The organism is Neorhizobium sp. T25_27 (assembly GCF_002968565.1).
GTDB lineage: Bacteria > Pseudomonadota > Alphaproteobacteria > Rhizobiales > Rhizobiaceae > Neorhizobium > Neorhizobium tomejilense.
Genome location: NZ_PVBJ01000011.1, coordinates 123,397 through 145,932 on the forward strand (window position 1 = coordinate 123,397; position 22,536 = coordinate 145,932).

Consider the following 22,536-nt stretch of genomic DNA (forward strand, 5'->3'; position numbering starts at 1 on the left):
AGGGAGGACAATAGGTTATGTCGTAAACCTCATAAACGCCTGCGCGGGCAGGGGAACCGGATGGTGGGCGTGACAGGGATTGAACCTGTGACCCCTACGATGTCAACGTAGTGCTCTCCCGCTGAGCTACACGCCCATCCGTGGCGGCGCATAGACCATAGACTGGTCGGGCCGTCAACAGGTTTTTGCCATGAAATGCGAAGGTTTTTTGAAGGCCTTGCAGATCAGGGCTTTGCGGGCCTCAGGCCGCCAGAAGCTTGTTCACTTCGTCCACCAGATCGCGCAGGTGGAAGGGCTTCGACAGCACCTTGGCATCCTTCGGGGCCTTGGAATCGGAGTTCAACGCGACGGCCGCAAAGCCGGTGATGAACATCACCTTCAGGTCCGGGTCGAGTTCGGTCGCCCGGCGGGCGAGTTCGATCCCGTCCATTTCCGGCATGACGATGTCGGTCAGGAGCAGCGAGAAGGGCTCTTCGCGCAGGCGATCATAGGCGCTGGCGCCGTTGTCGAAGGACGCAACCTTGTAGCCCGCCTTTTCAAGCGCCTTGACCAGGAAACGACGCATGTCGTTATCGTCTTCGGCGAGAAGGATTTTCTGAATCATCTCCAGGACCGTTATCCAATGCAAATTTTTAGAGTTGTCGGTATCTCTTACACTGCCTACACGCGGTAAACATCCGTTTAATGAGGGTACAAGAGGATTTGGTAGGGTATAGATAGTATGGACTTCGCCTCGGGCAACTGGCAACATGAGTTCCTGAACAAGTTCGCGACATGGTAAAGGCAGGATGGATTGCAACGCGGGTGATTTTGAACACTTCGAAGTGAGGGAGCCCGCCACGCAGACTATCCCCTTCGTCTTCAATTCGCCTCACAGCGGCAGCTTCTACCCGCCCGAATTTCTCGCCGAGAGCGACCTCGATTCGCTCGCCATCCGCCGCTCCGCAGACCACTATGTCGACGAGCTTTTCGCCGATGCGCCGGAACTCGGTGCGCCGCTGCTTCTCGCCCATTTCCCGCGCGCCTATCTCGACGTCAACCGCGAGCCCTACGAGCTCGATCCGCGCATGTTCGACGGGCCTTTGCCGCCTTTCGTCAATATCGGCTCGATGCGGGTCGCAGGCGGGCTCGGCACGATCCCCCGGATCGTCGCGGAAAACATGGAAATCTATCGCCGCCGGCTGCCGGTCAACGAGGCGATGTCGCGTATCGAAACGATCTACAAGCCTTATCACGCCTGCCTTCGCAAGCTGATCGCCCGCACCCATGCCCGCTTCGGGCTCGCCATCCTGATCGACTGCCATTCGATGCCGGGCAATATCCGGCTCTCCGGTTCGGACGTGCGGCCCGACTTCATCATCGGCGACCGTTACGGCACCAGCGCCTCGGCCGAGCTTTCGCGGGCGGCGATGCAGTTCCTCGATGGCATGGGTTTTTCCGCGGTGCGCAACAAGCCCTATGCCGGCGGCTTCATTACCGAGCACTACGGACGGCCGGTGCGCGGCCTGCACGCGCTACAGATCGAGATCAACCGCGCGCTCTACGTGGACGAGATGACGCTTGCCAGGCGGCCGGAGTTCCCGATGGTCGCGGCCGCCCTTTCCACCTTTATGCGACAGATGGCGGATTTCGTCGTCGACTTCGCCGGCGACAGCGCGCTGGCGGCAGAATAGACCTTCAGGTTTTCCACAGGTTTGATCTTTTGCCGGCCCGTTAGAAGGCTCGCCAGCTTGATCGCGGGCAAAAAAAACCGCGCTTGTGGGCGCGGCTAAGTCTAGGGAGGAAACACCCAAGGAGGGTATTTACAGTCAAAGACTGTGCAATGAACCTACGAGTGCACTGCACAAATGTCAAGCAACTTTTTTGACTGATTAAATATGCGCCATTTTTAGGCGGTTTGATGAGTTTTTCGGCGCGGGTGGCGTGTTTTTTGATTTTCTGCGCCCGGCCACGCGATTCCGGTTTTCAGTTTCAGGCGAGTATCCTAGAAGGGATCACCTCTTCCTCAGCGGATCTCCCCATGCTCCCCGATCGCGATTTCTTCGATGCGCTTGCCGCCGCCGCCAAGGCAGAGACCCTGCCACGCTTCCGCACCGGACTTTCGGTGGTCAACAAGCTGATGGGCGGGTTCGACCCGGTGACCGAAGGCGACCGCGCCGCCGAGACGGCAATCCGGGCGCTGATCGCCGAACGCTTTCCGGAACACGGCATTCTTGGCGAGGAGCATGAGAATGTCGGCCTCGACCGCGAACATATCTGGGTGATCGATCCGATCGACGGTACGCGCGCCTTCATTTCCGGCCTGCCGGTCTGGGGTACGCTGATCGGTTTCCAGTCGAACGGCCGCGCCGCCATGGGGCTGATGGACCAGCCCTTTATAGGCGAGCGTTATTTCGCCGACGGCACCCGCGCCTGGTATTCCGGCCCGGACGGTGAGTGGCAGATTTCGGTGCGCGACTGCGGCAGCCTTGCCGACGCCACCCTGTTCACCACGTCGCCGCATATTTTCGGCGGCGAGGACCTGGCGAAATACCAGGCCGTCGAGGAAAGGGTGCGGCTGTTCCGTTACGGCTGCGATTGCTACGCCTATGTGCTGCTCGCCTCCGGCCATATCGACATTGTGGTCGAGAACAACCTGAAGCCCTACGACGTCGGCGCGCTGATTCCGATCATCGAGCAGGCGGGCGGCATCATCACCACCTGGGACGGCGGCCGTCCGGAAAACGGCGGCAATATTCTTGCGGCGGGCAGCAAGGCCGTGCACGCGGAAGCCATGAAGCTGCTTTCCGGCAAGTAGGTCAGCGAGCGGGTCGAAGGATCAGGCTGCCGTCTCGGAAAGCCCAAAACCGCCATCCTGGCCGGGCATAAAGGCCTCGATCGCCGCGAGCCCCTGGGCGCGGTAGATATCCCTGTCGTGAAACAGCTCGTGGCGCCCGCCGTTGATGGTGATCAGCTGGCCGGCGCGAAAATTGCGCGACATCTCCTCCTGCGCCGCGTAGGGGACGATGGCGTCGAGAACCGGAGCGAGGATCAGGGTCGGGATGGTGATCCTGGTCAGATGCGACTGGGAGGAGACCCGGCGCGCCGCCTTGAATGTCTCGTGCAGCCAGCGGGCCGTCGGCGGGCCGATCGTCAGTTCCGGATGGGCGGCAGCGATCTCGATGTTGCGGGCAAAACGCTTCGGGTCCGATGTCAGCGGGTTGCCTTCGAAGGGGCGGTTGCTGCGGTCGGTGCCCATCGAGACGCCGCCAAAGCCGGTCCAGCTTGCCAAACCGGCGAGCGAACGGATCAGCCCTTCCGGCACGCCCTGGCCCGAAAGCGCGATATAAGGGGCGGCAAGTGCCATCCGGTTGATGCGGTTCGAAAGGCGAGGGGCAGCCGAGAGCGCGATCAGGGCGCCTGTCGAGTGGGCCACCAGGAAGAAGGGCAGGCGGGCATCCGGCAGCACGATATGTTCGAGGAAGATCTCGAGATCCCGCTCGTAATCGGAAAAGCGGCGGACATGACCTTTACGCGGATTTTTCTTCAGCCGCTGCGAGCCGCCCTGGCCGCGCAGGTCGAAGGTCGCGACCCATAGGCCCATGGCGTTCAGGTCCCGGATCGTCTCGAAATATTTCTCGATGCACTCATTGCGGCCCTGCACGAGCACGATCGTGCCGATCGCCGGCGACATTCCGGAGCGAAACAGGCCGTAGCGTAACCGGGTGCCGCGATGGCCGGTGAAATAGCCGGCCGTGTAATTGGCCGGAACCGGATTGCCGGGCGTCGGGTGGAGAATGTCGTCGATGGAATCTGCGGCTTCGCTCATGCCGTCCAGCGTCAGCCAGCGGCGGCGGGACGTCAAGGAGATTGTTGTTTGGAGGATGTGATGTGGGTTGGGTGCGTGCAGGGTTGCCCCTCATCCCCCTGCCGGGACCTTCTCCCCGTTCTGACGGAGAGAAGGACGCAAGTGGCCGGTTCATCGCTCCCTCTTTTCGCAAGCAGGCAGTGTTTCCCAAAGACCTATGAGGGGACGGAGAGGGTGCGGCATATCCCTTCTCCCCGTCAGAACGGGGAGAAGGTGGCGGCAGCCGGATGAGGGGCAGCCGCAATCTGAGAGGTCGCAGCAATCACCGATTGGACGGATGGCTTGCGCGGCGGCGATCAAATATGTGTAGTCAAGGCCATGGGCTCTGCGCGCAATGCCGCCAATCGGGAGGAGACAAGTCATGTATTACGCAATCCTTGCCTATCACCAGGAGGGAGTGGTCCAATCCTGGACCGAGGAGGAGGATCAGGCGCTGATGACCGAGTTGCTCGAGGTCAACGACCGTCTGGTTGCGCAGAAATCCCTGGGGCCGGCCGCGCGGCTCGGCCCGACGGAGCAGGCCGTGACATTGCGGGGCAAGGGCGAAGGCATGGTCATCGACGGTCCGTTTGCCGAAACCAAGGAGCAGCTGCTCGGCCTCTACGTGGTGGATTTTCCGACGATCGAGGGAGCCATTGCGGCGGCACGAGATCTGCGCCGGGCCAATCCGACGGCGGTCTACGAAATCAGGCCGATCCTGCTTTATCTGCCGGGTGCGACGCTGGAGACGCGGGACGAGGCGTAACAAGTTCTTCAGCGGGAAAAAAGAAGCCGGAATCGCGGGTCTAGGGATACCTCAAGCGATTCCGGCAATTGATGACCGAAGCGAAGGGACGAATGGAGCTTCGGTCGAGAGAGACAGTCTGCCTTCCACTGTCACTTCTATCAAAACGATCCTGAACCGACCCGAAACGGGCTGTTCATGTCAGGTTCACGCGCAAAACTGCGCCGCCGACCGGGCTCTTGAAGCCGCGGAAATCAATCCCCATCTGAACTCTGCGGGCGCCAAACGGGTCCGCTGAACGGGACCGCATCGCCAATGAAGGGATGCGCAAACCCAGATGAAAACCGCAACGTCGCTTCCCAAGGAGGACTCCATGCGTCACGTCGATTTCTCGCCTCTTTATCGTTCCACCGTCGGTTTCGACCGTCTTTTCAACCTGCTCGACAATCGCGGGCCGGCCGACCAGACCCCGAGCTACCCGCCCTACAATATCGAGCGGACCGGCGAAAACACCTATCGCATTACCATGGCCGTTGCCGGTTTCGACGAAAAGGAACTGAGCCTTGAAGCCCATGCCAACGTGCTGACCGTCAAGGGTGAAAAGAGCGAAGACGAAACCGCTGCCGAACAGAGCGAATACCTCTATCGCGGCATCGCCAAGCGCGCCTTCGAGCGCCGCTTCCAGCTCGCCGATCATGTCGAAGTGCAATCCGCTTCGCTGAAGAACGGCCTGCTCCATATCGACCTCCTCCGGAACATTCCGGAAGCCATGAAGCCCCGTCGCATCGCGATTGCCGCAGACGCAGTCGCTCCGAAGACGATCGAGGCTCAGGTCACCCCGCAGCAGGTCAACTAACCCGCTGCCGGGTTACCGGCCGATATAGTCGAGCAAGCCCAGTGCGGCCCTTCCTCTTGGGGGAAGGGCCGTTTTCCGTTTTTGGGGAATTAGTTTGCGGCGGTCTTTCGCGGGCGGCCACCCTTGCGACCATTTTCCCGGGCCGTTGCCGCTTTCGCCGCTGAGCGGACCTTACCTCCGGCTGCACCCAGCAGAGCGGCCATCCAGCGTTTCGATCCAAAAATGCCCTGGAGGAGGCCGGGGACATAGACGTCAACGTCAAGTTTCGGCCAATGAAGGCCAAGGCCCGTGGGGCTGATCTCAATCCCGGAGAGCTCATCCGGGGAGGCTTCGGATAGGCCCTCGATCTTTCCCGTCGGAATAGCCACCTGGACATCGGTGTTCAGTCCGATCACGACGCGGGACGAGCGTCGATCATAACGGGCCGACACGGCATAACCCGCCTCCCGCTGAGCCTGCATACGTTCTTCGGCTGCTCTCAGTTCCTGTTCAGAAATCGCCATGATGGGCACTCCATGCCGCACAAAGAGCGGCTATTTCTTCTGCGAGGGCTTCCTCGATGCGGCGGAGTTCCGCGAGCTTGAAACCGTAGCTCTCCCGCAACTCCAGTGGCCCGCCGGGACAGTTCAGGATGAAAACCGCTTCTCCGTTGCCCCCTTTCACGTGAACATGCGCGGGACGGTGATCGTTGGGATAGATCACGACGCGTAGGCCAGCAAAGCGTAAAACGGTCGGCATGGTTCAATATAATAAAACCCAAGCGCTTTGGAAAGTGCTTGGGTTTCAATATCTCTCGTCGTAAAGGTGAATAACGCGGCCCCTCAAGCCGCAGCCGATGCCACCACCGCATCCTTCTTCGCCTTCAGGCGGTCGGCGTATTTCTGGGCGATGACGGCGCAGGCCATCAACTGGATCTGGTGGAAGAGCATCAGCGGCAGGACGATGGCGCCGATCGGTGAGGACTGGCCGGAGAAGATGGCATTGGCCATCGGCACGCCGCTTGCGAGCGACTTCTTCGAACCGCAGAAGGTGATGGTGATCTCGTCTTCCTTGTTGAAGCCGAGCGCGCGGCTACCGAACATGGTGATGCAGATGACGACCGCCAGCAGGGCCATGTCGACGAGGATGACTACGCCGATATCAAGTGCGGAGAAGGTGTGCCACAGGCCTTCCATGACAGCTTCCGAGAAAGCGAGGTAGACGACCATCAGGATGGAACCGCGGTCGACGGGGGCGAGCATCTTCTTCTTCGAGCGGATCCAGTTGCCGATCCAGGGCTGCAGGATTTGGCCTACAACGAAGGGGGCGAGGAGCTGCAGCAGGATACTCTCGAGCGCATCCCATGAGAAACCGGCGTCACCGGTGGTCGAAAGCAGGATGCCGGCGAGAAGCGGCGTCAGGAACATGCCGAAGATGTTGGAGCCCGAAGCGGCGCAGATCGCCGCCGGCACGTTGCCGCCGGCGATCGAAGTGAAGGCGATCGAGGATTGCACGGTCGAAGGGAGCACGCAGAGGAAGAGGATGCCGGCATAAAGCGGTGCCGCCAGGATATCTTCCGGAATAAATCCGATCATCAGCCCGAGAATCGGGAAGATCGCGAATGTCGTCAGCAGGATCGTCAGGTGCAGGCGCCAGTGCAGGATACCCGCCACCACGACATCGCGCGACAGCCGTGCGCCATGCAGGAAGAACAGGAGGCCGATGGCGATGTCGGTGGCGACGTTGAACCAGTCGGCATAAACACCGTGGATCGGCAGGACCGAGGCGAGGATGACGGTGCAGACGAGAAGGACCGTGAAGCGGTCCGGCAGAAAACGGCTCATGGGCGGATTCCTCGAACGTGAGGATTTACCCGTCCCTTATCATGAAGCAGAATGCAAACACTAACAGTTATCACGATCTTGGATAGCCATGCTGAACCTTCATCATTTGAACAGTTTCGTCATGCTGCAGCAGACCGGCAGTTTTACCGAGGCGGCGGCCCGGCTGGGGATCGGCCAGTCGACCGTCACCCAGCATATCCAGCGGCTCGAAAAATCGCTCGGGCGCCGATTGGTTTTTCGCGATACCCATCAGGTGAAGCTGACGGCGGAAGGCGAGGCGCTGCTCGGCTATGCGCGCGGCATGCTGGATATGAACGGCAAAGTCGCCTCGCTGTTCGGCGAGAGCCGGTTGCGCGGACGGCTGCGGCTCGGAGTTTCGGAAGACGTGGTGGCGAGCCGGCTGACGTCGATCCTCGAAGATTTCATCCGGCTTTATCCGCTGGTCGATCTGGAACTGACCGTGGCTCTCTCGGCCGTGCTCTACCAGATGCAGGACATTGGCGATCTCGACCTGGTGCTCGCCAAGCGGCATATCGGCGAGACGCATGGGCGGCTGCTTTATCGCGAACCGCTGGTCTGGCTGGCGCGCGATCCGGACCATGTCCTGTCGCGCGGCGATGCGTTGCCGCTGATCGCGTTTCCGCCGCCAAGCATCACGAGGCGCGTCGCCCAGGAAGCGCTCGACCGGGAAAAGATGGCCTGGCGGATCGTCTGCACCTGCGGCAGCTTGAGCGGGTTGACGGCCGCGGCGCGGGCCGGCATGGGCGTGCTCGTCCAGCCGCGCAGCATGGCGCCGGCGGGGCTCAAGGAAATCCCCGCGGACCGGCTACCGGTGCTGGAAGACGTGGAATTCGTGCTGGTGCCACGGCGCGGCGCCGATGCCGCGCTGGTCGATGCGCTGTCGAGCCTGATCGTGGCGCAGATCGCGCCACAGCATCAAGTGTAGGTCGAGGCTTCAGCCGGCTTTGCAGATCGCCAAAAACTGGTCGATGTCCTCTTCGGTGGTGGCGAACGAGGTCACGAGGCGGATCAGGGTTTCGTCGTCCCTGACCGGCTCCGGCATGTTGGTCGGCACCGGCCAGCCGTAGAATTTAGCGCCCCTTGCTTCGGCTGCTTCGGCCGACGCCTTGTTGAGGACGGCGAAAACCTCGTTGGAGGTCGTGTCCCAGGCAAGTCGCGTGCTGTTCAGCGAACCGATGCCGGCGCGCAGGCGGTCGGCCATGCTGTTGGCGTGGCTTGCCATGTTGAGCCAGAGGCCATCCTGCAGGTAGGCGTCGAACTGGGCCGAGATGAAGCGGGTCTTGGAAAAGAGCTGGGCGGCGCGCTTGCGGATGAAGGCGAAGTCCCGGGCAAGGTCCGGATTGAAGAAGACGATGGCTTCGGCACACCAGCAGCCGTTCTTGGTGCCGCCGAAGGAGAGGATGTCGATGCCGCGCTTCCAGGTCATTTCGGCGGGCGAGACGTCGAGCGAGACCAGTGCGTTGGCGAAACGGGCGCCGTCCATATGCACGGGCAGGCCGTTCGCCTTGGCAATCGCGGTGATCGCGTCGATCTCGTCGAGCGTGTAGATAGTGCCGGTCTCGGTCGCCTGGGTGAGGGTGACGGCGGCGGCGCGGCCGTGATGCAGCGAATCCTGCGGAAAGCCGGCAATGCGGGCGCTGAGCTTCTCCGGATCCATCTTGCCGTCTTCGCCTTCGACCGGAACCATGCGCATGCCGGAAAAGAAGTCGGGCGCGCCGCATTCGTCCTCGATCACATGCGCTTCCGAATGGGAAAAGGTGACGCCGCCGACCCGCGCGATGCTGGCGAGCGACAGGGAATTGGCAGCCGTGCCGGTGGAGACGAAATAGACCGAGACCTCCCGTTCGAAAATCTCGTTGAAACGGGCTTCGACCGCCTTGTCGAGATCGCTGTTGCCATAGGCGGCGGCAAACCGGGTCGACTCCTTGGAGAGGCGTTCATTGATGGATGGATGGGCGCCGGCCCAATTGTCGGAAGCGAAAAACATTCTGAAAAATACCCTGGAAGTTTTGTCTCGGAAGCGTGGGGAGATTAATCTTTTTGAACCGGTAATCAATCGGCGAGGGTGGTGGGCGGGGGCAAAACGGTTAGGTCAGCACGCGCCACGCTTTAAAAGGCGGTCGATTGTAATTAAATTTCGACATCTACGCCATTCGGCGTAATCTTCTGTCGTCAGGTGCGGCGGATTTTTAACAACCGCTCTTGTCGCGGGTTAACTTCTATGGCATAGATTTTGGAAATTAGGACAGAAGTACTGTCCTAATTTCGGGAAAAGAAGCGCCGATGGATGCGTCTTTCCCGCTGACGTTCGCGCCGATCCGCGTTATGCTGCGCTGCAAATCTGCAACTCACGCCGGAGCGGCGCCATCGCATGAAGCACGGGATGGAGCTTAGGCTTGTCATCCCCAAGAGACAATTGAGAGCCACTTTGCCCGCTGCCGAAGGCGGCCAACAGGAGGAATGACGATGACGAAGACCATCTCCGAGATATCCGGCCCGGCTCATCACGCCGAAGCCCCGGTGTCGGCCGAGACGACAGTTCGCGTTCCGTTTGTCGCCGGCGGTTTGCCGATGGCTCAGGGCCTCTATCACCCGCGCAACGAGCACGATGCCTGCGGCGTCGGCTTCATCGCTCATATGAAGGGCAAGAAGTCGCACCAGATCGTCAAGGACGGCCTGTTCATCCTCGAAAACCTGACGCATCGCGGTGCTGTCGGCGCGGACCCGCTGATGGGCGATGGCGCGGGCATTCTGGTGCAGATCCCCGACCGTTTCTTCCGCGAGGAAATGGCGAAGCAGGGCGTCACCCTGCCGAAGGCCGGCGAATATGCCGTCGGTCATATCTTCATGCCGCGCAAGGCGGAGGAGATCGAGCACTACAAGAAGGTGATCGAGGACGTCATTGCGGAAGAGGGGCAGCAGTTCCTCGGTTTCCGCGACGTGCCGGTCGACAACTCGTCGCTTTCCAAGGCGCCGGATATCGCCGCGACCGAGCCGCATCACGTCCAGGTTTTCATCGGCGCGGGCAAGGACGCTGCGACGAACCATGATTTCGAGCGCAAGCTTTTCCTGATCCGCAAGGTGATCTCCAACCGCATCTATGATGCGTTCGGCGGCGTCGACATGGGTTTCTATCCGGTATCGCTGTCGTCCTCGACGATCGTCTACAAGGGCATGTTCCTCGCCTATCAGGTCGGCGCCTATTACAAGGACCTCGCGGATCCGAGGTTCGAAACGGCGGTGGCGCTTGTCCACCAGCGGTTCTCGACCAACACCTTCCCGTCCTGGAAGCTCGCGCATCCTTACCGGATGGTCGCCCATAACGGCGAAATCAACACGCTGCGCGGCAACGTCAACTGGATGGCGGCACGCCAGGCGTCCGTCTCTTCGCCTCTCTTCGGCGACGACATTTCCAAGCTATGGCCGATCTCCTACGAAGGCCAGTCGGACACGGCCTGTTTCGACAACGCGCTCGAATTCCTCGTGCGCGGCGGGTATTCGCTCGCCCATGCGGTGATGATGCTGATCCCGGAAGCCTGGGCCGGCAACCAGTCGATGTCGAAGGAGCGCAAGGCCTTCTACGAATACCACGCCGCCCTGATGGAGCCGTGGGACGGCCCGGCTGCCGTTGCCTTCACCGACGGTCGCCAGATCGGCGCGACGCTCGACCGCAACGGCCTGCGTCCGGCCCGCTACATGGTCACCGACGACGACCGCATCATCATGGCGTCCGAAGCGGGCGTCCTGCCGGTGCCGGAAGAGCGTATCGTCAAGAAGTGGCGCCTGCAGCCCGGCAAGATGCTGCTGATCGACATGGAAAAGGGCCAGATCGTCTCCGACGAGGAGCTGAAGTCCGAACTTGCGACCAAGCATCCCTACGGCAAGTGGCTGGACAAGACCCAGCTCATTCTCGAAGACCTGAAGCCGGTGGAGCCGCGGGCGCTGCGCCGCGACGTGTCGCTGCTCGACCGTCAGCAGGCCTTCGGCTACACGTCGGAAGACACCAAGATCCTGATGTCGCCGATGGCGACAACGGGCCAGGAAGCCATCGGCTCGATGGGCACCGACACGCCGATCTCGGCGATGTCTGAAAAGTCGAAGCTGCTCTACACCTATTTCAAGCAGAATTTTGCGCAGGTCACCAACCCGCCGATCGATCCGATCCGCGAGGAGCTCGTCATGAGCCTGGTGTCGTTCATCGGTCCGCGCCCGAACATCCTCGACCACGAGGGTGCGGCGAACGCCAAGCGCCTGGAAGTGCGCCAGCCGATCCTGACCAATGGCGACCTCGAGAAGATCCGTTCGATCGGCCACACGGAAGACCGGTTCGACACCAAGACGCTCGATTTCACCTACGACATCGAGCGCGGCGCCGAAGGCATGCCGGAAATGCTCGACCGTCTCTGCGAACGTGCGGAAGCGGCGGTCAAGGGCGGTTACAACATCATCGTGCTTTCCGACCGCCAGATCGGCCCGGACCGGATCGCCATCCCGGCTCTGCTGGCGACCGCTGCCGTGCATCATCACCTGATCCGCAAGGGGCTCAGGACCTCAGTCGGCCTCGTCGTCGAGAGCGGCGAGCCGCGCGAGATCCATCACTTCTGCTGTCTCGCCGGTTATGGCGCAGAAGCCATCAACCCCTATCTCGCCTTCGACACGCTGACCGACATGCACATGCGCGGCGAGTTCCCCAAGGAAGTGGATTCCTCGGAAATCGTCTACCGCTATATCAAGGCGGTCGGTAAGGGCATTCTGAAGGTCATGTCCAAGATGGGCATCTCGACCTACCAGTCCTATTGCGGCGCGCAGATCTTCGATGCCATCGGCCTGTCTTCGGGTCTGGTCGAGAAGTATTTCTTTGGTACGGCGTCGAACATCGAAGGCGTCGGTCTGGAAGAGATCGCCCAGGAAACGGTTTCCCGGCACCATGCCGCCTTCGGCAAGGACCCGGTCCTCGCCTCCACGCTCGATATCGGCGGCGAATATGCCTACCGGATGCGCGGCGAAAGCCATGCCTGGACGCCGGATGTGGTCGCGACGCTGCAGCACGCGGTGCGCGGCAACAGCCAGGAACGCTACCGCGAATTCGCCGAGATGGTGAACGAGACGGCAGTGCGGATGAACACCATCCGCGGCCTGTTCAAGATCAAGAAGGCCGGTGAAATCGGCCGCACGCCTGTCTCGATCGACGAGGTGGAGCCGGCTGTCGACATCGTCAAGCGCTTCTCGACCGGCGCCATGTCGTTCGGCTCGATTTCCCGCGAGGCACATACGACGCTGGCGATCGCCATGAACCGGATCGGCGGCAAGTCGAACACCGGGGAAGGCGGCGAAGAGAGTGACCGCTACATGCCGCTGCCGGACGGTTCTCAGAACCCGGAACGCTCGGCGATCAAGCAGGTCGCGTCCGGCCGCTTCGGCGTCACGACCGAATATCTGGTCAACGCCGACATGCTGCAGATCAAGGTAGCGCAGGGTGCAAAGCCCGGCGAAGGCGGCCAGCTGCCCGGCCACAAGGTCGATGCGACGGTTGCCAAGACCCGGCATTCGACGCCGGGCGTTGGCCTGATCTCGCCGCCGCCGCACCATGACATCTATTCGATCGAAGACCTGGCGCAGCTGATCTACGACCTGAAGAACGTCAACCCGACCTCGGACATTTCCGTCAAGCTCGTCTCGGAAGTGGGTGTCGGCACGGTTGCCGCAGGCGTGGCCAAGGCCCGCGCCGACCATATCACGGTTGCTGGCTTCGACGGCGGTACCGGCGCTTCGCCGCTCACCTCGCTGAAGCATGCGGGTTCGCCCTGGGAAATCGGCCTTGCCGAAACCCAGCAGACGCTGGTGCTGAACGGCCTTCGTTCGCGCATCGCGCTGCAGGTGGATGGTGGCCTGAAGACCGGCCGCGACGTCATCATCGGCGCGCTGCTCGGTGCCGACGAATTCGGTTTCGCGACGGCTCCGGTCATCGCCGCCGGCTGCATCATGATGCGCAAGTGCCACCTGAACACCTGTCCGGTGGGCGTGGCGACGCAGGACCCGGTCCTGCGCAAGCGCTTCAAGGGCACGCCGGAGCATGTCATCAACTACTTCTTCTTCGTCGCCGAAGAAGTGCGCGAGATCCTGGCATCGCTCGGCTTCACCCGCTTCGACGAGGTCATCGGCATGGTCGAGCTTCTGGAAAAGGACGAGATGATCGCCCACTGGAAGTCCAAGGGCCTCGATTTCTCGAAAATCTTCCACAAGGTCGAGGCTCCGAAGGAGGCTACCTACTGGACGCAGCGCCAGAAGCACCCGATCGACGACATTCTCGACCGCAAGCTGATCGAGAAGTCGCAGGCTGCCCTTGAGAACAAGGAGCCGGTGGTTTTCGAAGTGCCGATCAAGAACGTCGACCGTTCCGTCGGCGCCATGCTTTCGGGTGCGCTTGCCAAGCGCTGGCGCCACAAGGGCCTCAAGGACGACACGATCCATGTGACGCTGCGCGGCACGGCCGGACAGTCGTTCGGTGCATTCCTTGCGCACGGCATCACCTTCGATCTGGTCGGCGACGGCAACGACTATGTCGGCAAGGGCCTGTCGGGCGGCCGCATCATCGTGCGCCCGCCGGAGAACTCAAGGATCGTTGCGGAGAACTCGATCATCGTCGGCAATACCGTGCTCTACGGTGCGATCACCGGCGAGTGCTATTTCCGCGGCGTTGCCGGTGAGCGCTTCGCCGTTCGCAACTCCGGTGCGATTGCGGTCGTCGAGGGCGTGGGTGACCACGGCTGCGAATATATGACCGGCGGCATCGTCGTCGTGCTCGGGGAAACGGGTCGCAATTTCGCGGCGGGCATGTCCGGCGGCGTCGCCTACGTGCTCGACGAGGAGGGTACGTTCGCCAAGCGCTGCAACATGGCGATGGTCGAGCTCGAACCGGTTCCGGAAGAGGACGACATGCTGGAGAAGCTGCACCATCACGGCGGCGACCTCATGCACAAGGGACGCGTCGACGTTTCCGAGGACATGACGCGCCACGACGAGGAGCGCCTCTACCAGCTGATCTCCAACCACCTGCACTACACGGGCTCCAACCGCGCCAAGGAAATCCTCGACCGCTGGAGCGAATACCGCCCGAAATTCCGCAAGGTCATGCCGGTCGAATACCGCCGTGCTCTCGTGGAGATGGAGCGGATGCGGATGGGCGTCGCTGCGGAATAAGTTTCGCGCGGGTTGTTAGGTTTTAACCGGCTGCGGTAGCGGCAGGACGGATTGAGGATTTAAACATGGGCAAGGTAACGGGTTTCCTGGAGATCGACCGGCAGGTGGGCAAGTATCAGCCGGCCTCCGACCGCATCCGCCATTTCCGCGAATTCACCATCCCGATGTCGGATGCGGAGGTCACCAAGCAGGCTGCGCGCTGCATGGACTGTGGCATTCCCTATTGCCACGGCCCGACCGGCTGTCCGGTTCACAACCAGATCCCGGACTGGAACGACCTCGTCTACAACAACAAGTGGGAGGAGGCGATCCGCAACCTTCATTCCACCAACAACTTTCCGGAATTCACCGGCCGCGTCTGCCCCGCTCCTTGCGAGGAAGCCTGCACGCTGAACCTCGAGGATGCGCCGGTTGCGATCAAGACGGTCGAACAGGCGATCGCCGACAAGGCCTATGAGCTCGGCTTCATCGCGCCGCAGCCCGCAACCGTTCATACCGGCAAGAAGGTGGCGATCATCGGTTCCGGTCCCGCCGGCATGGCGGCTGCCCAGCAGCTCGGTCGCGCCGGCCATGACGTGCATGTCTACGAGCGCGAGTCCAAGGCCGGCGGCCTGCTGCGCTACGGCATCCCGGACTTCAAGATGGAGAAGAATTTCATCGACCGCCGGGTCGAGCAGATCACCGGCGAAGGCGTGACCTTCCATTACGGCGCCAATATCGGCGTCGATATCCCGGTCGAGAAGCTGATCGCCGAGCATGATGCGGTACTTTATTGCGGCGGTTCGGAAACCCCGCGTCCAGCCGGCATTCCAGGCGTCGATCTGCATGGCGTCTATGACGCGATGCCTTACCTCGTGCAGCAGAACCGCCGCCTCGGCCGTGAGAACATCGAGAGCGTCGCTTGGGCGGCCGATCCGATCCTGGCAGGCGCCAAGCATGTGGTCGTCGTCGGCGGTGGCGATACCGCGTCCGACTGCGTCGGCACGGCCTTCCGCCAGGGCGCCGTCAAGGTAACCCAGCTCGACATCCGCCCGCAGCCGCCTGAAAAGGAAGACAAGCTGGCCGTCTGGCCCTTCTGGGCCACCAAGATGCGCACCTCGTCTTCACAGGCCGAAGGTGCGGTGCGTGAATTCCAGGTGGCGACGCTTGAATTTGTCGGCGAAGACGGCCAGCTCACCGGCGTGCGCTGCTGCGAAGTCGACGAGCGCCGCAAGCCGATCGCCGGCACCGATTTCATCATCAAGGCCGATCTCGCCTTCATCGCCATCGGTTTTTCCGGCCCGCTGACGGACGGGGTTCTGAACGAGCTCGAAGGCAAGCTGACGCTCAATGTCGACCGCCGCGGCTCCACCAACGTGGTTGCCAACGACAAGGACTACAGGACCTCGGTCGACAAGTTCTGGACCGCCGGCGACGTGCGCCGCGGCCAGTCGCTGGTCGTCTGGGCGATCCGCGAAGGCCGCCAGGCGGCACGGGCGATCGACGAGGCGCTGATGGGAAGCTCGGTTCTGCCGCGGTAAGTGGGAGGGCGGAATTCAGTAACGTTGGAGCGAGTAAGCCCCCCTCTGCCCTGCCGGGCATCTCCCCCACAGGTGGGGAGATTGGCTGGGCGCACCGGTTTGCTCAAACAACACGTTGTCAACTGCCGCATCGTTCAATGGGCGGGAAGGTCATGCCGCATGTAATCTCCCCACCTGTGGGGGAGATGCCCGGCAGGGCAGAGGGGGGCGATCTTGCTCCCACGCCGACAATGACAACTGCTGCTACCGCGCCACTTTCACCCGATAATCATCAACCCGTCCGGCCGGCGCCGGGGCGAGTTCGCCGCGCCTGACCAGTTTGTCGCGCGGCGTTTCGACGAGGACGGAGGGGAGCGGGGCGGCGCCGAGAAGATCCTTGCCGCCGTCGAGTTCGGGGTCTGAGAGGCTGATCGGATGGGTCGGGATGGCCTGGCCGGGCGAAGCGGGAAGGGCTGACAGCGCCGGCAGGTTGGAACCGTCGAGCTTGACGACATCGGGGCTTGCCATTTCGCCGAGATGCCGGCGCGCCAGTTTTTCCACGTAGAAGGCGAGCTTCTGCTTGCCGGCCTTGGTGAAGGTGATGCCGTCGGAACCGCGCAGGCGCACCTGCTGGCCGTTGACGTCGGAGCCGGTGATGACGAACTTGCCGTCCTCGTCGACGAAACCTTCCCATATATCGACAAATTCGCCACCGGCCTTTTCCGCCTGGTTGCGATAGATGGCGTTGAGCGTCACGGCGTCGGCGGTCGCAACCGGCGACTGGAAGGAAGGCAGGCCGACCCAGAGGAGCGGCAGCTTGCGGGAGGTGACGATGCCGACAAGTTCGGTCACCCGCCGCTCGTATTCCTTGAACCAGGCGTCGCTGCGGAACTTTTCCTTGGTGCTGCCGATCGTCATCTGCTGGCGGTCGTTGGCCCCGAGCATGATCACGACGACGGCGGGTTTCACCTCGTTGAGCATGGCGGGAAGCTCGGCCGCCCAGTCGAAGTGATCCTCGCGGACGAGACCGGAGGAGCCGTCGCTGCGTTCGGTGACCGCAACGCCGGGGGCGGTGGCAAACGCCGTTTCCAGCTCGCTGCCGATGCCGCCGGCCATGAAGTCGCCGACCACCAGAACATGCTTGGCATTTTCGAGCTTGGCAACCGGTTCCGGCGCCGGCGGCGCGATCGGCTGCACCGGGCGAGGGGCGGCAGCCCGCCCCGTGCTGCGGCGCGGCCGCGGTTTCATCTCGATGATCGAGCCGTCGCGGTCGTAACGGCGGCGGCCGTAGGGGGCGGGCCGCTCATAGCGGTCGTCGCGCTCGTAACGCGGACCGCCGAACAGGTAATCGAAGAGGTTACGGCGCGGGATGGGCTCCTGGGCGGCAGCCGGCGATAAGCCGACCGGCAGGGCGAGCAGCACCGCGAGGAGGAGAAGGGCCAGGCGCACCCATCCCCAGTTTCGCACGCCCCAGTTTCGCACGCCCTTGTCCGGTCGAGGCCTGTTCCGCCAGGCACCGTTCTGGACGGTCTCTTTTTGCCCGGATCTATGCAAAGCCTTCATGCCTCCGACGTCCCGCATACCTTGCGGGAGATTCCCTCAAACGATGTGGCGCGATACGCCTTCTTGTCAACGCAAAGCTTCGAGAAGCGACTTCGAGGGCTCGCCATTCTGCTGCATGCCGAGGCGTTTCTGGATCGCCGAGATCGCAGCCTTCGAGCCGGAACCGAAATTGCCGTCGACTTCGCCCTCGTAATAACCGAGCTGTTTCATGCGGTTCTGCAGCTCGAACTTCTGCTTGATGTCGAGCGTGCCTTCGGGGCGCGGCCAGCTCTGCTGGACGCCGCCGACACCGGCGATCTCGTCGGCGAGCAGGCCCACCGCCAGCGCGTAGCTGTCGGCGGCGTTGTATTTCTTGACGGTGAAGAAATTGCCGAGCATCAGGAAGGCGGGGCCGGTCTCGCCGGCCATCAGCTTCAGCGTCGCCCGGTCGGTGCCGCGCGGGAAGTTCTTGCCGTTCGCGCGCGCGAAACCGAGCTTTGCCCATTCGCCGAGCGTCTTGGTCTGGCCTTCATGACGGGCGCCGTTGGCCGGAAGCACCGCTTCGTAACCCCAGGTCTTGCCGCTCTGCCAGCCATTCTTGGCAAGCAGGTTGGCGGAGGTGGCGAGCGCATCCGGTACCGAATGCCAGATGTCACGCTTGCCGTTGCCGTCGGCGTCGATCGCGTAGAGCAGGTAGCTGGTCGGGATGAACTGGGTATGGCCCATGGCGCCGGCCCAGGAGCCGGTCAGCTGCTTGGGCGTGATATCGCCCGACTGCAGGATCTTCAGCGCGGCGATGAGCTGGTTGCGGGCGAACTTGGCGCGCTTGGGATCACCCCACGCAAGCGTCGCCAGCGCCTGCGGCACGTGGTGGAGGCGGTCGGGGTTTTCGAGCGCCGCCCCGTAGTTGGATTCCATCGACCAGATGGCAAGCAGAATGTTCCTGTCGACGCCGAAATGGCGCTCCAGGGAGGCGAGCGTCGAACCGTGCTTGGCCGCCATCTCGCGACCGATCTTGACGGTATAGGGGTTTACGCGGCTGTCGAGATAGTCCCAGATCCTGGACTTGAATTCCGGCTGAAAATTCGCCTTCTCAAGCACGTCCCGGTCGGGTTCGCTGACGCCGGCGAACGCTCGGTCATAGGTGGAGCGGGTGATACCGCTTTTGGCTGCGGTGTCGTAGAATTTTGTGATCCACGTCTTGAAACCGGCGTCTGCCTGGGCATCTATCGGCATGGCCGCAGCGGCGAGCCCGGCGATCAGGGAGAGAGCAAACCCACGAAAGAGGTTGGTGCGAAGCGTCTTCATCGGCAGTCGGGTCCAGTCTTCTTTTACCAAGCCTTGCGGCAAGAGTGGCATGCGGCTTAACGATGTAATAACAGGATTGGGTCAACAAATTCTTTACCATAGAAACCCGACCCGCGGCAGTCTTTGCGAAACGGTAGCAATTCGTCATTAGATGCCGAGATTTGAATATTTGCACAATGACGTGCTTTCAGGAGGCATGAGTGGCACAACAACAAAAGATCCGTAAGGCAGTGTTTCCGGTAGCAGGTCTGGGCACGCGCTTCCTGCCCGCGACCAAGGCGGTGCCGAAGGAAATGCTGACCGTGGTCGACAAGCCGGTCATCCAGTACGTCGTGGATGAGGCGGCCGAAGCCGGGATCGAACATTTCGTCTTCGTGACCGGACGCGGCAAGGGGGTCATCGAGGACTATTTCGACATCCAGTACGAACTGGAACAGATGCTGCGCGAGCGCAACAAGAATGCCGAACTGACGCTGCTCGCCGGCCTTCTGCCGGTTGCCGGCACCGCCAGCTTCACGCGCCAGCAAGTGCCGCTCGGGCTTGGCCATGCGGTCTGGTGCGCCCGCGACATCGTCGGCAACGAGCCTTTTGCGGTCCTGCTTCCCGACATGATCATGGCCGGTGGCAAGGGCTGCCTCAAGGGCATGGTCGATCTTTATGCTGAAAGTGGCGGCAACGTCGTCGCCGTGCAGGAATGCGATCCGGACCAGGCGCATAAATACGGCATCGTCGGCATCGGCGCGCCGGTCGGCGAAGGTTTCAAGATCACCCAGATGATCGAAAAGCCCGCCAAGGGCACCGCGCCGTCCAACCTCTACATCAACGGTCGCTACATCCTGCAGCCGGAGATCTTCAAGATCCTGGAAACCCAGGAGCGCGGCGCCGGCAACGAAATCCAGCTCACCGACGGCATGCTGACGCTCGCCAAGGCCCAGGAATTCGCGGCCTATCCGTTCAAGGGCGATACGTTCGACTGCGGCGCCAAGGACGGCTTCATCCTGGCAAACCTCGCCTTCGCCCTGCAGCGCGCCGATATCCGCCCGGCGATCGAAGGGCCGATGAAGGCGCTGCTCGCCTCGCTGAAGTAAATCCCTCTGTCCGGCGATTTGCCGGTCCGGACGTCACGCAAACCCCTCATGGTCCTGCTATGAGGGGTTTTGTTTTTTCACGGTGTCGGGTGACATGGCTGTCTCTGCGAATCTCGATTTTCTGGAATTCCACGATCTTTCGGCGGATACCATAGCGGCGATCCTCGATCGTGCCGGCGCGCTTGGGCAAGCGTGGCGGGAGCGGCGGATGCCGAAAAGCCTCGAAGGCAGGCGGGTCGCCCTGATCGTCGACGATGGCGGCTGGCGCAACACGACGGCTTTCGATCTCGGAATCCAGGCGATGGGCGGCATTTGCACCCAGGTGCCGGTCACTCTCGGCGGGCGCGAGGCGATCGGCGATCTGGCGGGTTATCTCGACAATTGGTTCGACATGATCGTCATCCGCACGCCGGAGCTGGCCTCGCTCCGGGAGCTTGCGGCAAATGCCCGGGCGCCGGTCATCAATGCCCGGACGCGGTCGAACCACCCTTGCGAGACGCTCGGGGACCTCGCTTATGTCAGAGCCAAAAGGGGCCGCATCGAGGATTTGAAGATCGTCGGAGTTGCGCCCGACGCCAATATTCTCCGGTCATGGGTCGAGGCGTCGATCTCGCTGCCGATCGAGGTGGTGCAGGTCTATCCGGACGGTTGGCACGTGGGCGACCCGGCGCTTCTCAATCCGAATTTCCGGCTGAGCACGGATACGCGGGAACTTGAGGATGCGGATGTCATCTTCACGGATAGCTGGCCGGGCGGGATCGCTGAAAGCACGCTTGCGGATTACCGGATCTCGGCGGCAGTTCTCGATCGCTGCCGTCCCGACGTGATCTTCATTCCCTGTCCGCCGGTGGCGCGGGACGAGGAGGTCAGCGTGGATGCGATGACGCACCCCGCCTGCCAGAGCACGACGGCGAAAGGCTTCCTGCTGCACGCGCAGAATGCGCTGATGGAATGGATTGATGCTCGAACGAAAGGCTAGCGCTTCAAGGTGAGGCCGACGCCGGCGCGGACGATCTTGTCGTTGGTGCCGCCGCCGCCCGCCTGCTCGTATTCGACGTCGCCGGTCAGATCGAGGTAGCGGTTGATCGCCCAGGTGAGGCCGGCGCCGCCGATCCAGACCGTCTCGTCGCTCGGGCCGCCGCTCGGGAAATCGCGCAATGTCGAGCTGCCGGTCAGCCGGGCGATGAGGTTGTCGCGCATCTCATGGGTCAGCGCTGCCGTCGCCTGGTATTCCACCCAGCCGCTCTGGCCGGGCGTGGTCGAATCCTGCACCGTGGTGCGCAGGCCGAGATCGACATTGGTGCCGCGCTGCGGTGACCAGGTGGCGCTGCCGTTGAAGGTGACGGCGCCGACCGATTTCAGGCGGTCATCCTCGTAATCGACGATCTCGTAACCGGTGCCGATTTCGCCGCGCAGCTTTTCGCCCAGATCGAATTCTATGCCGGTGCGCGCCGCATAGCTCTGCGACGAGCGGGCATAACCGGAATTGTCGCGCCTGAGGTCGTAGAACGTGCGGCCGGTCGCCACTTCTACATAAGGGACCAGCGCCGGCGAGAGTTCGTAGCCGAGCCGCAGGCGGCCGTCGATGCCGGTCCGGTTACGGTCCTTCGTGCTGACGATCGTGCCGTCGGAGAGTTTCGCATCGGTGTAGGCGGCGCGGGAAAGATCGAGCGCGGCGGTGCCACGGACCTTGCCGAAGTCGCGTTGGACGGACGTGCCGCCGGTGAATTCATGGACGCCCGGCTGGGTCGATGCGCCGCCCACCGCATTCGGATCGTAGTCGTCCTCGCGGGAGAACCGATAACCGCCGGTGATATGGGCAACCGTGTCGTTGGAGAGATCGAGCCGCAGGTCCGCATTGACGTTCGCTTCCGGCTGCTCGCCCTGGCTGCTGCTGCCGAGATTGCGTTCCAGCGTACCTTCACCCGTCACCGTCAACGAATGGCGCGACCAGTCGGAGGTCAGCGTGCCGCGGATCGCCGTCGACAGGTAATCGCGGCGGATCTTGGTGCCGTTCGAGCGGCGGGTCTCGGTGTCGATGCTCTGGTTGATCGAGGGGCGGAGCAGGAAACTGCCCATCCGGATGCCGGTCGGATCGCCCGGCTCGCGGGGCTGTTCCTGGGTTTCGACAGGCTCCGCGCCACGGTCGAGCGGCTCTTCGCGCGGCTGGTTCAGGTCGTCCTCGTAAGGAGGCTCCTGGGTTGCCGTGCGGTTGAGGCCGGGCGTGGTGCCGGTCGCGAGATTGGGATCGCTCGCATTCTGGTCGTCGGCGGCGTTGGCGCCAGTGGCAGCGGTTGTCGTCGGCTGGGCTGCGGTGCTGCCTCTCAATGCTGTGTTGGAGGCCGTGTTCGAAGTCGGCGACGTGGCGTTCGCGACCGAGGGAAGAGAGCCGTTCTGCGGCGGAAACACGCTGCGGGTCTGGGCGGCTGCGGGTGAAACTAGCGCCGAACAGGCCAGCAGAAGGCCGAGTGCCGTCCGGCGCCTCTGGCGCGTCCCGCCTGTCATTGTGGTGATCTTCATAGGCCTGCCCGGGCAATCGCAAATGCTTACCCAAACGTAAAGCCATGTGGTTAACGTTTGGTTGCGACGCCGTGGGCGGCGGTTAACTTAGTGGCGCCGCACCAAGCC

The 22,536-nt window shown here is 62.5% G+C and carries 18 protein-coding genes and 1 tRNA gene; 9 read left to right on the plus strand and 10 right to left on the minus strand.

Features of this window, described 5'->3' with window-relative positions:
- Nucleotides 1–61 precede the first annotated feature (61 nt).
- Nucleotides 62–136, minus strand: a tRNA-Val gene (locus tag C5J24_RS25435).
- A gap of 105 nt (nucleotides 137–241) precedes the next feature.
- Entirely contained in the window at nucleotides 242–604 is a 363-nt protein-coding gene (cpdR1, locus tag C5J24_RS25440) for a response regulator CpdR1 (protein ID WP_037077221.1), read from the minus strand.
- Between the two features lie 184 nt (nucleotides 605–788).
- Between cpdR1 and C5J24_RS25445 the strand changes: the two genes are divergently transcribed.
- Both C5J24_RS25445 and hisN read left to right on the plus strand, forming a co-directional pair.
- Entirely contained in the window at nucleotides 789–1,673 is an 885-nt protein-coding gene (locus tag C5J24_RS25445) for an N-formylglutamate amidohydrolase (RefSeq protein WP_105400168.1), read from the plus strand.
- 347 nt (nucleotides 1,674–2,020) lie between these two features.
- The gene (gene hisN, locus C5J24_RS25450; RefSeq protein ID WP_105421874.1) at nucleotides 2,021–2,797 is read left to right on the plus strand and encodes a histidinol-phosphatase; all 777 of its coding nucleotides are present in this window, start codon (nucleotides 2,021–2,023) and stop codon (nucleotides 2,795–2,797) included.
- 21 nt (nucleotides 2,798–2,818) lie between these two features.
- Here hisN and C5J24_RS25455 read toward each other — a convergent pair whose 3' ends face one another.
- Entirely contained in the window at nucleotides 2,819–3,787 is a 969-nt protein-coding gene (locus C5J24_RS25455) for an alpha/beta fold hydrolase (RefSeq protein WP_105422046.1), read from the minus strand.
- Between the two features lie 421 nt (nucleotides 3,788–4,208).
- Here C5J24_RS25455 and C5J24_RS25460 point away from each other — a divergent pair, with 421 nt between their 5' ends.
- Nucleotides 4,209–4,592 carry a YciI family protein gene (locus C5J24_RS25460; RefSeq protein WP_105421876.1) on the plus strand — a complete coding sequence of 128 codons (384 nt, stop codon included), beginning with the start codon at nucleotides 4,209–4,211 and terminating at the stop codon, nucleotides 4,590–4,592.
- Between the two features lie 352 nt (nucleotides 4,593–4,944).
- The gene (locus C5J24_RS25465) at nucleotides 4,945–5,427 is read left to right on the plus strand and encodes an Hsp20 family protein (protein WP_046668362.1); all 483 of its coding nucleotides are present in this window, start codon (nucleotides 4,945–4,947) and stop codon (nucleotides 5,425–5,427) included.
- Between the two features lie 89 nt (nucleotides 5,428–5,516).
- Here C5J24_RS25465 and C5J24_RS25470 read toward each other — a convergent pair whose 3' ends face one another.
- From C5J24_RS25470 to C5J24_RS25480, 3 genes are all read right to left on the minus strand, one after another.
- Nucleotides 5,517–5,930: a DUF2442 domain-containing protein gene (locus C5J24_RS25470; RefSeq protein ID WP_105421878.1), complete on the minus strand. Its 414-nt coding sequence runs from the start codon at nucleotides 5,928–5,930 to the stop codon at nucleotides 5,517–5,519.
- Nucleotides 5,917–6,165: a DUF4160 domain-containing protein gene (locus C5J24_RS25475; protein WP_080951244.1), complete on the minus strand. Its 249-nt coding sequence runs from the start codon at nucleotides 6,163–6,165 to the stop codon at nucleotides 5,917–5,919. The genes C5J24_RS25470 and C5J24_RS25475 overlap by 14 nt, the downstream gene beginning before the upstream one ends.
- Nucleotides 6,166–6,248: 83 nt before the next feature.
- The gene (locus C5J24_RS25480; protein ID WP_105421880.1) at nucleotides 6,249–7,250 is read right to left on the minus strand and encodes a bile acid:sodium symporter family protein; all 1,002 of its coding nucleotides are present in this window, start codon (nucleotides 7,248–7,250) and stop codon (nucleotides 6,249–6,251) included.
- An 88-nt stretch (nucleotides 7,251–7,338) separates the two neighbouring features.
- On the opposite strand from C5J24_RS25480, the gene C5J24_RS25485 reads away from it, so the two are divergent.
- On the plus strand, nucleotides 7,339–8,196 hold the full coding sequence (locus C5J24_RS25485) for a LysR family transcriptional regulator (RefSeq protein WP_105421882.1): 858 nt from the start codon (nucleotides 7,339–7,341) through the stop codon (nucleotides 8,194–8,196).
- A 9-nt stretch (nucleotides 8,197–8,205) separates the two neighbouring features.
- Here C5J24_RS25485 and C5J24_RS25490 read toward each other — a convergent pair whose 3' ends face one another.
- On the minus strand, nucleotides 8,206–9,258 hold the full coding sequence (locus tag C5J24_RS25490) for a low specificity L-threonine aldolase (RefSeq protein ID WP_105400175.1): 1,053 nt from the start codon (nucleotides 9,256–9,258) through the stop codon (nucleotides 8,206–8,208).
- 479 nt (nucleotides 9,259–9,737) lie between these two features.
- Between C5J24_RS25490 and gltB the strand changes: the two genes are divergently transcribed.
- On the plus strand, nucleotides 9,738–14,471 hold the full coding sequence (gene gltB / locus C5J24_RS25495; protein ID WP_371674832.1) for a glutamate synthase large subunit: 4,734 nt from the start codon (nucleotides 9,738–9,740) through the stop codon (nucleotides 14,469–14,471).
- A gap of 65 nt (nucleotides 14,472–14,536) precedes the next feature.
- The gene (locus C5J24_RS25500) at nucleotides 14,537–15,991 is read left to right on the plus strand and encodes a glutamate synthase subunit beta (RefSeq protein ID WP_105421886.1); all 1,455 of its coding nucleotides are present in this window, start codon (nucleotides 14,537–14,539) and stop codon (nucleotides 15,989–15,991) included.
- A gap of 243 nt (nucleotides 15,992–16,234) precedes the next feature.
- On the opposite strand, the gene C5J24_RS25510 is transcribed toward C5J24_RS25500, so the two are convergent.
- Nucleotides 16,235–17,533, minus strand: coding sequence for a GDSL-type esterase/lipase family protein (locus tag C5J24_RS25510; protein WP_105422048.1), 1,299 nt, complete (start codon nucleotides 17,531–17,533; stop codon nucleotides 16,235–16,237).
- 66 nt (nucleotides 17,534–17,599) lie between these two features.
- Nucleotides 17,600–18,820, minus strand: coding sequence for a lytic murein transglycosylase (locus C5J24_RS25515; protein ID WP_105421888.1), 1,221 nt, complete (start codon nucleotides 18,818–18,820; stop codon nucleotides 17,600–17,602).
- Nucleotides 18,821–19,020: 200 nt separating this feature from the next.
- On the opposite strand from C5J24_RS25515, the gene galU reads away from it, so the two are divergent.
- Together galU and C5J24_RS25525 are read left to right on the plus strand one after the other, a co-directional pair.
- A complete protein-coding gene (gene galU / locus C5J24_RS25520; protein WP_105400180.1) occupies nucleotides 19,021–19,908 on the plus strand; it encodes a UTP--glucose-1-phosphate uridylyltransferase GalU in 888 nt (295 codons plus the stop codon).
- 94 nt (nucleotides 19,909–20,002) lie between these two features.
- Nucleotides 20,003–20,887: an ornithine carbamoyltransferase gene (locus tag C5J24_RS25525; protein WP_105421890.1), complete on the plus strand. Its 885-nt coding sequence runs from the start codon at nucleotides 20,003–20,005 to the stop codon at nucleotides 20,885–20,887.
- Here the strand turns inward: C5J24_RS25525 and C5J24_RS25530 are convergent.
- Entirely contained in the window at nucleotides 20,884–22,428 is a 1,545-nt protein-coding gene (locus tag C5J24_RS25530; protein WP_105421892.1) for an outer membrane beta-barrel protein, read from the minus strand. The genes C5J24_RS25525 and C5J24_RS25530 overlap by 4 nt on opposite strands.
- Nucleotides 22,429–22,536: the final 108 nt, after the last annotated feature.

Bases quoted from the DNA above. Each gene is read 5' to 3' on its own strand.
- gltB (WP_371674832.1), top strand. From the start codon at position 9,738: ATGACGAAGACCATCTCCGAGATATCCGGCCCGGCTCATCACGCCGAA.
- C5J24_RS25510 (WP_105422048.1), bottom strand. From the start codon at position 17,533: ATGAAGGCTTTGCATAGATCCGGGCAAAAAGAGACCGTCCAGAACGGT.
- C5J24_RS25485 (WP_105421882.1), top strand. From the start codon at position 7,339: ATGCTGAACCTTCATCATTTGAACAGTTTCGTCATGCTGCAGCAGACC.
- C5J24_RS25445 (WP_105400168.1), top strand. From the start codon at position 789: ATGGATTGCAACGCGGGTGATTTTGAACACTTCGAAGTGAGGGAGCCC.
- C5J24_RS25475 (WP_080951244.1), bottom strand. From the start codon at position 6,165: ATGCCGACCGTTTTACGCTTTGCTGGCCTACGCGTCGTGATCTATCCC.
- C5J24_RS25525 (WP_105421890.1), top strand. From the start codon at position 20,003: ATGGCTGTCTCTGCGAATCTCGATTTTCTGGAATTCCACGATCTTTCG.
- hisN (WP_105421874.1), top strand. From the start codon at position 2,021: ATGCTCCCCGATCGCGATTTCTTCGATGCGCTTGCCGCCGCCGCCAAG.
- C5J24_RS25460 (WP_105421876.1), top strand. From the start codon at position 4,209: ATGTATTACGCAATCCTTGCCTATCACCAGGAGGGAGTGGTCCAATCC.
- cpdR1 (WP_037077221.1), bottom strand. From the start codon at position 604: ATGATTCAGAAAATCCTTCTCGCCGAAGACGATAACGACATGCGTCGT.
- C5J24_RS25500 (WP_105421886.1), top strand. From the start codon at position 14,537: ATGGGCAAGGTAACGGGTTTCCTGGAGATCGACCGGCAGGTGGGCAAG.
- C5J24_RS25480 (WP_105421880.1), bottom strand. From the start codon at position 7,250: ATGAGCCGTTTTCTGCCGGACCGCTTCACGGTCCTTCTCGTCTGCACC.
- C5J24_RS25465 (WP_046668362.1), top strand. From the start codon at position 4,945: ATGCGTCACGTCGATTTCTCGCCTCTTTATCGTTCCACCGTCGGTTTC.
- C5J24_RS25490 (WP_105400175.1), bottom strand. From the start codon at position 9,258: ATGTTTTTCGCTTCCGACAATTGGGCCGGCGCCCATCCATCCATCAAT.
- C5J24_RS25530 (WP_105421892.1), bottom strand. From the start codon at position 22,428: ATGAAGATCACCACAATGACAGGCGGGACGCGCCAGAGGCGCCGGACG.
- C5J24_RS25515 (WP_105421888.1), bottom strand. From the start codon at position 18,820: ATGAAGACGCTTCGCACCAACCTCTTTCGTGGGTTTGCTCTCTCCCTG.
- C5J24_RS25470 (WP_105421878.1), bottom strand. From the start codon at position 5,930: ATGGCGATTTCTGAACAGGAACTGAGAGCAGCCGAAGAACGTATGCAG.